General features: G+C 58.8%; 5 protein-coding genes. 2 read left to right on the top strand and 3 right to left on the bottom strand.

Annotated elements, in window-relative coordinates; genetic code table 11:
- The first annotated feature begins 238 nt into the window (after positions 1–238).
- Entirely contained in the window at positions 239–1,243 is a 1,005-nt protein-coding gene (locus RBB47_RS24335) for a LacI family DNA-binding transcriptional regulator (protein WP_305988503.1), read from the top strand.
- A 43-nt stretch (positions 1,244–1,286) separates the two neighbouring features.
- On the opposite strand, the gene RBB47_RS24330 is transcribed toward RBB47_RS24335, so the two are convergent.
- The 3 genes from RBB47_RS24330 to RBB47_RS24320 are packed head-to-tail and all read right to left on the bottom strand — an operon-like array spanning position 1,287 to position 4,503.
- A complete protein-coding gene (locus RBB47_RS24330) occupies positions 1,287–2,426 on the bottom strand; it encodes a Gfo/Idh/MocA family protein (RefSeq protein ID WP_305988502.1) in 1,140 nt (379 codons plus the stop codon).
- On the bottom strand, positions 2,423–3,325 hold the full coding sequence (locus RBB47_RS24325; protein ID WP_305988501.1) for a TIM barrel protein: 903 nt from the start codon (positions 3,323–3,325) through the stop codon (positions 2,423–2,425). Before RBB47_RS24325 ends, RBB47_RS24330 begins: the two co-directional genes overlap by 4 nt.
- Before the next feature lie 41 nt (positions 3,326–3,366).
- A complete protein-coding gene (locus RBB47_RS24320) occupies positions 3,367–4,503 on the bottom strand; it encodes a Gfo/Idh/MocA family protein (protein ID WP_305988500.1) in 1,137 nt (378 codons plus the stop codon).
- A 102-nt stretch (positions 4,504–4,605) separates the two neighbouring features.
- Here RBB47_RS24320 and iolD point away from each other — a divergent pair, with 102 nt between their 5' ends.
- Complete coding sequence (gene iolD, locus RBB47_RS24315) at positions 4,606–6,486, top strand: 3D-(3,5/4)-trihydroxycyclohexane-1,2-dione acylhydrolase (decyclizing) (RefSeq protein WP_305988499.1); 1,881 nt, start codon at positions 4,606–4,608, stop codon at positions 6,484–6,486.
- Position 6,487: the final 1 nt, after the last annotated feature.

Raw genomic sequence — 6,487 nt, 5'->3', positions numbered from 1 at the left:
GACGGCGCGCTAAAACCCGTAAATGCAACAGCTGCAGCAGCCATCGCAATGAGTGTCTTCTTCATGCGTTCCTCCCAAACTGCAGGCACGTGATTGCGGCTTCTGTCATTGGAAGCCGTGCCTGAGATCAGACAATCACAAACGGGAAAATTTTGCAACCGGTTGCAAACAAATTGACCGAGTCTGTCATTCGTGTAGTTTCGAAGAGATCGGTGGCTGAATTGTTTGGACAAGCGACTTGGCAGTAACATTAAAGGATGTCGCGGAACTTGCAGGTGTTTCCCGCTCGGCGGTTTCGCGAACCTTCACGGTTGGCGCCAGTGTTTCCGCGCGTACGCGGGAAAAGGTGGAAAAGGCGGCCAAGTCACTCGGATACCAGCCGTCATTGATTGCGCGCAGCCTTGCGACCAGCCGGACGAAACTGATCGGTCTTGTCGCCAACAACTTTCAGAATCCGGCCTTTCTGGATGTCTTCGACCTCTTTACCAGCGAATTGCAGAAACGCGAGCTGCGTCCACTGCTGGTCAATCTCTCCGGAGAAACGTCGCCGAAAAAAATTGTCGATCTGCTAAGGCAATACAGTGTCGACGGAGTGATCGTCGCCACATCCACGCTGCCGACCAGCTTTGCAACCGCTTTTCAGGCAGCCGGTGTTCCGGTGATCCATACATTCGGAAAATTCCAGGCAAATGCGAATGTCCATGTCGTCGGGATCGACAATATTCACTGCGGCGCGATGGCGGCGCGGACGTTTGCCGAGCGTTCCTATCAAACCGTCGCGCTGCTCGGCGGCCCTGAATCGGCGACATCAACACAGGACCGGGCAACCGGGTTCCTGAACCTGGCCACAGAACTTGGCCTGAAGGTCGCGAAGGTTTGTTACGCTGACAACTACACTTATCAGTCCGGTCGCGAGGCGATGCGCGAGGTGCTGGACGATGCACGCGTCGAGGCGGTGTTTTGCGGTGACGACCTGATCTGCATGGGCGCGATGGATGCAGCGCGCGCTGCCGGCAAATCGATCCCCGAAGACATTGGATTTTTAGGCTTCAACGACATCGCGATGGCCGGGTGGGACGCCTACTCGCTGACAACTATCCGCCAGCCGATCCGTGACATCATCATGAGTTCGGTCGAACTTGTTGTCGGCATGGTGGAAAATCCGGGCCGAAGCCCGGAAATCCGGCTGTTTCCGTGTTCGGTGGTCGACCGCGGGTCGTTGCGGCCGATCGCCAAGTCCTAGGGTGCGCCCCCAGTCTCAGCATGCGAGGCGCACTGGATTTGCGTTAAAGATCCACCCAAGCGCCGCGGGATTTTGCCGATTTTGCTGCAGCTTCAATGGCGCGCATGGACCAGAGCCCGTCAACGGCGGTCGGGTAGTCGAGGGCGTGAGGGTCAGGCGCGTGGCCATGCTTTTCCGCCCTCAAGACGTCGGCCAGGTCATGGTAGATATTGGCAAAGGCGACCGGCATGCCTTCCGCGTGGCCAATCGGAATGCGCGAGGCACGGACTGCCTGGGGCGACAGGGCGGCGTCGCCGCGCTCAAGCACCTGTGTCCGGCCGTTTAGCGGTGTCCAGTGCAGCTGCTCAGGATGCTGCTGCTGCCAGGAGAGCCCGCCTTTTTCGCCGAAAACCTGCAGGGTGAGGCCGTGCATCCGTCCGACGGCGATTGCACTGGTCCAGAGCCTCAGGACCGTGCCCTCAGAAAGGCGCATGTTGATCATCGCGTCGTCTTCCAACTGCCTGTCTCCGACCATGGAAGAAAAGTCGGCGGAGAGTTCCGCCGGGGTTTGTCCGGAGACGAAACAGGCCATGTGAAAGGCGTGAATGCCGGCATCGGCGAACACGGCCGACGTGCCGGCCTGGTCCGGATCGTAGCGCCAGCGGATCCGGGGATTGTCGGCTTCGTCCGCGTCGGCGTGGAAGCCGTGGGCGAATTCCGCCTTGATCATGCGAACCTTGCCAAGCTCGCCATCGGCGACCATGGCGCGCATCTGCCGCACCAGCGGATAGCCGCTGTAGCCATAGTTGACGGCGCAGACCTTTCCGCTTTCCTTCGCAATGGCAACGATATGCTCGGCTTCTTCTGCCGTCATTGTCAGCGGTTTTTCACAAAGCACGTGAAAGCCGGCTTCCAGGAAGGCGCGTGAAATTTCGTAGTGTGTCGCGTTCGGTGTCGCGATCGTCACCAGATCGAGACGGTCCGGCCTTCCGCGCTCGCCCTCCAGCATCTCCTGCCAGTTGCCATAGGCGCGATCGTCCGCAATGCCGAGCGTTGACGCGAACGCCTTGCCGCGCGCCGGGTCGATATCGAGGGCTCCGGCGGTCAGGTGAAAATGTCCGTCCAAAGCAGCGCTGATCCGGTGAGCAGGCCCGATCTGGGAGCCTTCACCACCGCCGATCATTCCCCATTTGAGTCTGGTCATGCCGCGACCTCAAAGCCGATAGAGTGAAGATAAGTCCGGTTTTCCCTGGCATCGTCCAGGGGAGACTGCGCCTTTTCGGGGTCGCAGTCCTGTTCAACTGTGCACCAGCCCTTGAACCCTGCCGATTCAAGCTTGGCCTTCACGGCCGGGAAATCGACCGACCCCTTGCCGAGATTGCAGAAAATGCCGTCGCCACAGGCCTCATAAAAATCCGTCCTGTTGGTGACGGTCCTTTGACGCACCTCCGGGTCGATATCCTTGAAATGCATATAGGAAATCCGATCCATGTGACGATCCATGAATGCCAGTGGGTCAAAATCGGCATAATGGCTGTGACCGGTGTCGAGGCAGATTTTCAGCAGGCTCTCGTCGACTTCGTCGAGCAGGCGTTCGACTTCATCTTCGAAGTCCATAAACCCGCCGGCATGCGGGTGGATGGCGGTGATGAGCCCGTATTCCTCGGTTCCCATCCTGGCGATATCGCGGATCCGGTCGCGGTATACAGCCCATTCGGCTGCGGACATCTGTTCCGCCTCCGAAGGCCGTCCTGCGGTCGGCGCCCTGCGCGGCGAGATGGAATCAATCAGCACAAGGTGCCGCGCGCCGTGAGCCTTGAGTGCTTCGCAGGTGCGTACCGATCCGTCTTTGACATCGTCCCACTTTGCCGGATCATGGAAGGGGCGAAAGACAACGCCGCCGATCAGTTCCAGATCCCGCTCGGCCAGCGCATCGCCCAGTTCGGACGGGTCTTCCGGCATGAAGCCCACCGGGCCGAGTTCAATGCCCCGGTATCCGGCGTCGCGGCACTGATCCAATACTGTCTGCCAGGACGGGTTGCGCGGATCGTCCGCGAATTCAACACCCCAGGAGCAGGGCGCGTTTCCGATCTTGATGGTCATTCGATTTTTTCCAGATTTGACGATCTGTCTGACGCTGTGTCCTAGACGTCGGCGAGATTGATCCAGCTTTTGGAGTCGTTCGATTGCCAGGCCGCTTCAATGACCTGGTTCACATAAAGGCCGTCCTCGAAAGTCGGCCAGATGCTTTGCCCCGTCTCTATGGCGGTCAGGAAGTCCTTGGCCTCGATGATGATCTGATCCTGGTACCCGGTGCCGTGACCGGCTCCAAGGCAGAAATTCACATAGTCAGGGTGGTTCGGGCCTGTAAATATTTTCCGGAAACCCTCGCGAGACGGGTTTTGTCCGCCCTCGTATAGCCAGAGCGCATTCTGATCTTCCTGATCGAAGCGGATGGCGCCGTTGGTGCCGAAAATATCGTAGGCGTACCCCATTTTCCGGCCCCAGGCTGTGCGGCTGATATAGAGCGCACCGAGCGCGCCGGAGGTGAACCGGCACATGATTTGTGCCTGGTCGTCGTTGGTCACCGGAACCATGCCTTCGTCCGACGGGCGTTCCTTGACCACCGTGTCAATCTCCGCAAGGACACGTTCCATGGGCCCGGCAAGGGCCTGCGAGGCATTGATGATATGCGGTGCCAGATCGCCCATGTTGCCGTTGGCCCGGCCCTCGGCGCGCCATGTCCCTGGCAGGTTCGGATCTGCGAAAAAGTCCTCGGTATGTTCACCGCGCACATAAGTGACGTCACCGATCTCGCCGGCTTCAATTATTTCCCGCGCGAGCTGGGAAGCCGGTGTGCGGATGTAGTTGAAGCCGACCATGTTGATGCAGCCGGACACCTTGGCTGCCGCGGTCATGTCGCGGCTCTGGCTGAGATTCTGACCGAGTGGCTTTTCGCAGAACACCGGTTTGCCGAGCTGAAAGGCCGCTGTCGCGATTTCCAGGTGCGTGTTCTGGGGCGATGCAATCACGATTGCCTCGACACGGGGGTCATTGACCAACTCCCGCCAGTCAGACGTCGACCGCTTGAAGCCCAGTTCGCGGGCTTTTTTCGCAGCACCCTCCGGCGTGGTCGTGCAGATCATTTCCAGCACCGGGCGCAGTTTCGTTGCGAACACCGCGCCAACGGCATGCATGGCCACGGAATGGGCCTTTCCCATATATCCGCCGCCGATAATGCCAATGCCAATCTCGCGCGTTTCCATTCGTTTTTGATCCATTTTTGCAACCGCTTGCAAAACAGCTAAACACCCATTAGCTTTCACAGTCAAGGGTCCCTTGGACCACATTCAAAAAATCCGTTCCGGGAGGTGTCGAGGCTTATGGCCCAGAAGACAATTCGCCTGACCATGGCGCAGGCTCTTGTCCGTTATCTGTCTGCGCAATATGTCGAAATCAACGGGCAAACCGTGAGATTCTGCGCCGGTGGGTTTGGAATTTTCGGGCACGGCAATGTGACCTGCCTGGGAGAAGCTCTCTACGAGCATCGGGAGGCCCTGCCGCTCTGGCGAGGGCAGAACGAGCAGTCAATGGCCATGGCCGCCGTCGGCTATGCCAAGCAGCAACTGCGTCAGCGGTTCATGTTTGCGACAACCTCGGCTGGTCCGGGAACGACAAACCTCCTGACTTCAGCGGGCATCGCGCACACAAACCGCTTGCCTTTGCTGATGCTGGCGGGAGATGCCTTCGTCACACGTCTGCCCGATCCGGTGCTCCAGCAGGTCGAGCATCCAGGCAATCCCGGTCTTTCGGTGAACGACGCATTCAAAAGTGTCACCAGATACTGGGATCGCATCACCCACCCGGCCCAATTGCTGCAGTCGCTGCCCGCAGCACTCAACACGCTGATCGATCCGGCAGATTGCGGTCCGGTGTTTCTCGGCTTACCGCAGGACGTACAGGGATGGGCATATGACTATCCCGAAAAGTTCTTTGCACCGAAAACCCACTATCTGCGCCGGCAAGCTCCGGATGCCCGGGAACTGGCAGCTGCTGCCGAAAAGCTGAAGTCGGCAGACCGTCCGCTGATCATTGCAGGCGGCGGCGTTCAGTATTCTCTGGCGACGGCGGAAATGCAGGACTTTGCGCATCGCCACCAGATCCCGATCGTCGAGACCATCGCCGGGCGCGCCAATCTCGTCTATTCCGACGACCTGAATTGCGGTCCGATTGGTGTCACCGGCTCCAATTCGGCCAACAATCTTGCCAAGGACGCCGATGTCATCCTGGCGGTCGGAACCCGGCTTCAGGATTTCACGACAGGGTCCTGGACCGCTTTTGCAGCGGATGCCGAAATCGTTGCGGTCAATGTCGGGCGGCACGATGCTGGCAAGCATATGTCCCTGCCGGTGGTCGGTGATGCCAAGCTTACGCTGCCGGCTCTGTCCGGTACTCTCGGCTCTTATTCATCGCCTGCGGGCTGGCTGCAAAAAGCGGCGCAGGAGCGGCGCGAATGGGATGCATATCTTGACGAAAACACGTCACCGACTGCAAAGGACGGCAGCAACAGGCCCATGTCCTACGCCCAGGTGATCGGCGCAATCAATGACATTTGTGATGCTGAAGACCGGGTTGTCGCGGCAGCCGGCGGGTTGCCCGCGGAGGTGACCGCCAACTGGCGCACGAAATCCCTCGGTAGTGTCGACGTCGAGTTCGGCTTTTCCTGCATGGGCTACGAAATTGCAGGCGGCTGGGGCGCACGTCTCGGCCAGATGGAAAGCCATCCCGACAAGGAAACCATTATTTTCGTCGGTGACGGGTCGTATCTCCTGCTCAATTCGGACATCTATTCATCGGTGCTTTCCGGTGCGAAGATGATTGTCGTTGTCTGTGACAATGGCGGTTTTGCCGTCATCAACAAACTGCAGAACAACACAGGCAATGAAAGCTACAACAACCTGATCTCCGATTGTAAATTAGCCGTCGAACCTTTCGCAGTCGATTTCGAAGCCCATGCCCGCTCAATGGGGGCGAATGCGGAAACGGTTTATTCAATCGGCGACCTGAAGGAAGCCTTTGGAAGGGCGAAGCAGTCCGACCGAACCTACGTCATTTCGCTGAAAGTCGACGCATTTGATGGCTGGACCCAGGAAGGTCACGCCTGGTGGGAAGTCGGCACACCGGAAGTTTCCAACAGCGAAAAGGTCCGCAAGGCGCATGAAGACTGGGAAGCCGGACGAGCCCCCCAGAGAAAAGGCGTCTGAT

Source organism: Roseibium sp. MMSF_3544, from assembly GCF_030732845.1.
In the GTDB taxonomy this organism is placed as follows: Bacteria; Pseudomonadota; Alphaproteobacteria; order Rhizobiales; family Stappiaceae; genus Roseibium.
Note: the sequence above shows the minus strand (reverse complement) of the source record. Positions and strands in the feature narration are given on the sequence as shown.

What these genes read in the sequence shown, in the direction of transcription:
- iolD (WP_305988499.1), top strand. Translation starts at nt 4,606, where the DNA reads ATGGCCCAGAAGACAATTCGCCTGACCATGGCGCAGGCTCTTGTCCGT.
- RBB47_RS24320 (WP_305988500.1), bottom strand. Translation starts at nt 4,503, where the DNA reads ATGGATCAAAAACGAATGGAAACGCGCGAGATTGGCATTGGCATTATC.
- RBB47_RS24330 (WP_305988502.1), bottom strand. Translation starts at nt 2,426, where the DNA reads ATGACCAGACTCAAATGGGGAATGATCGGCGGTGGTGAAGGCTCCCAG.
- RBB47_RS24325 (WP_305988501.1), bottom strand. Translation starts at nt 3,325, where the DNA reads ATGACCATCAAGATCGGAAACGCGCCCTGCTCCTGGGGTGTTGAATTC.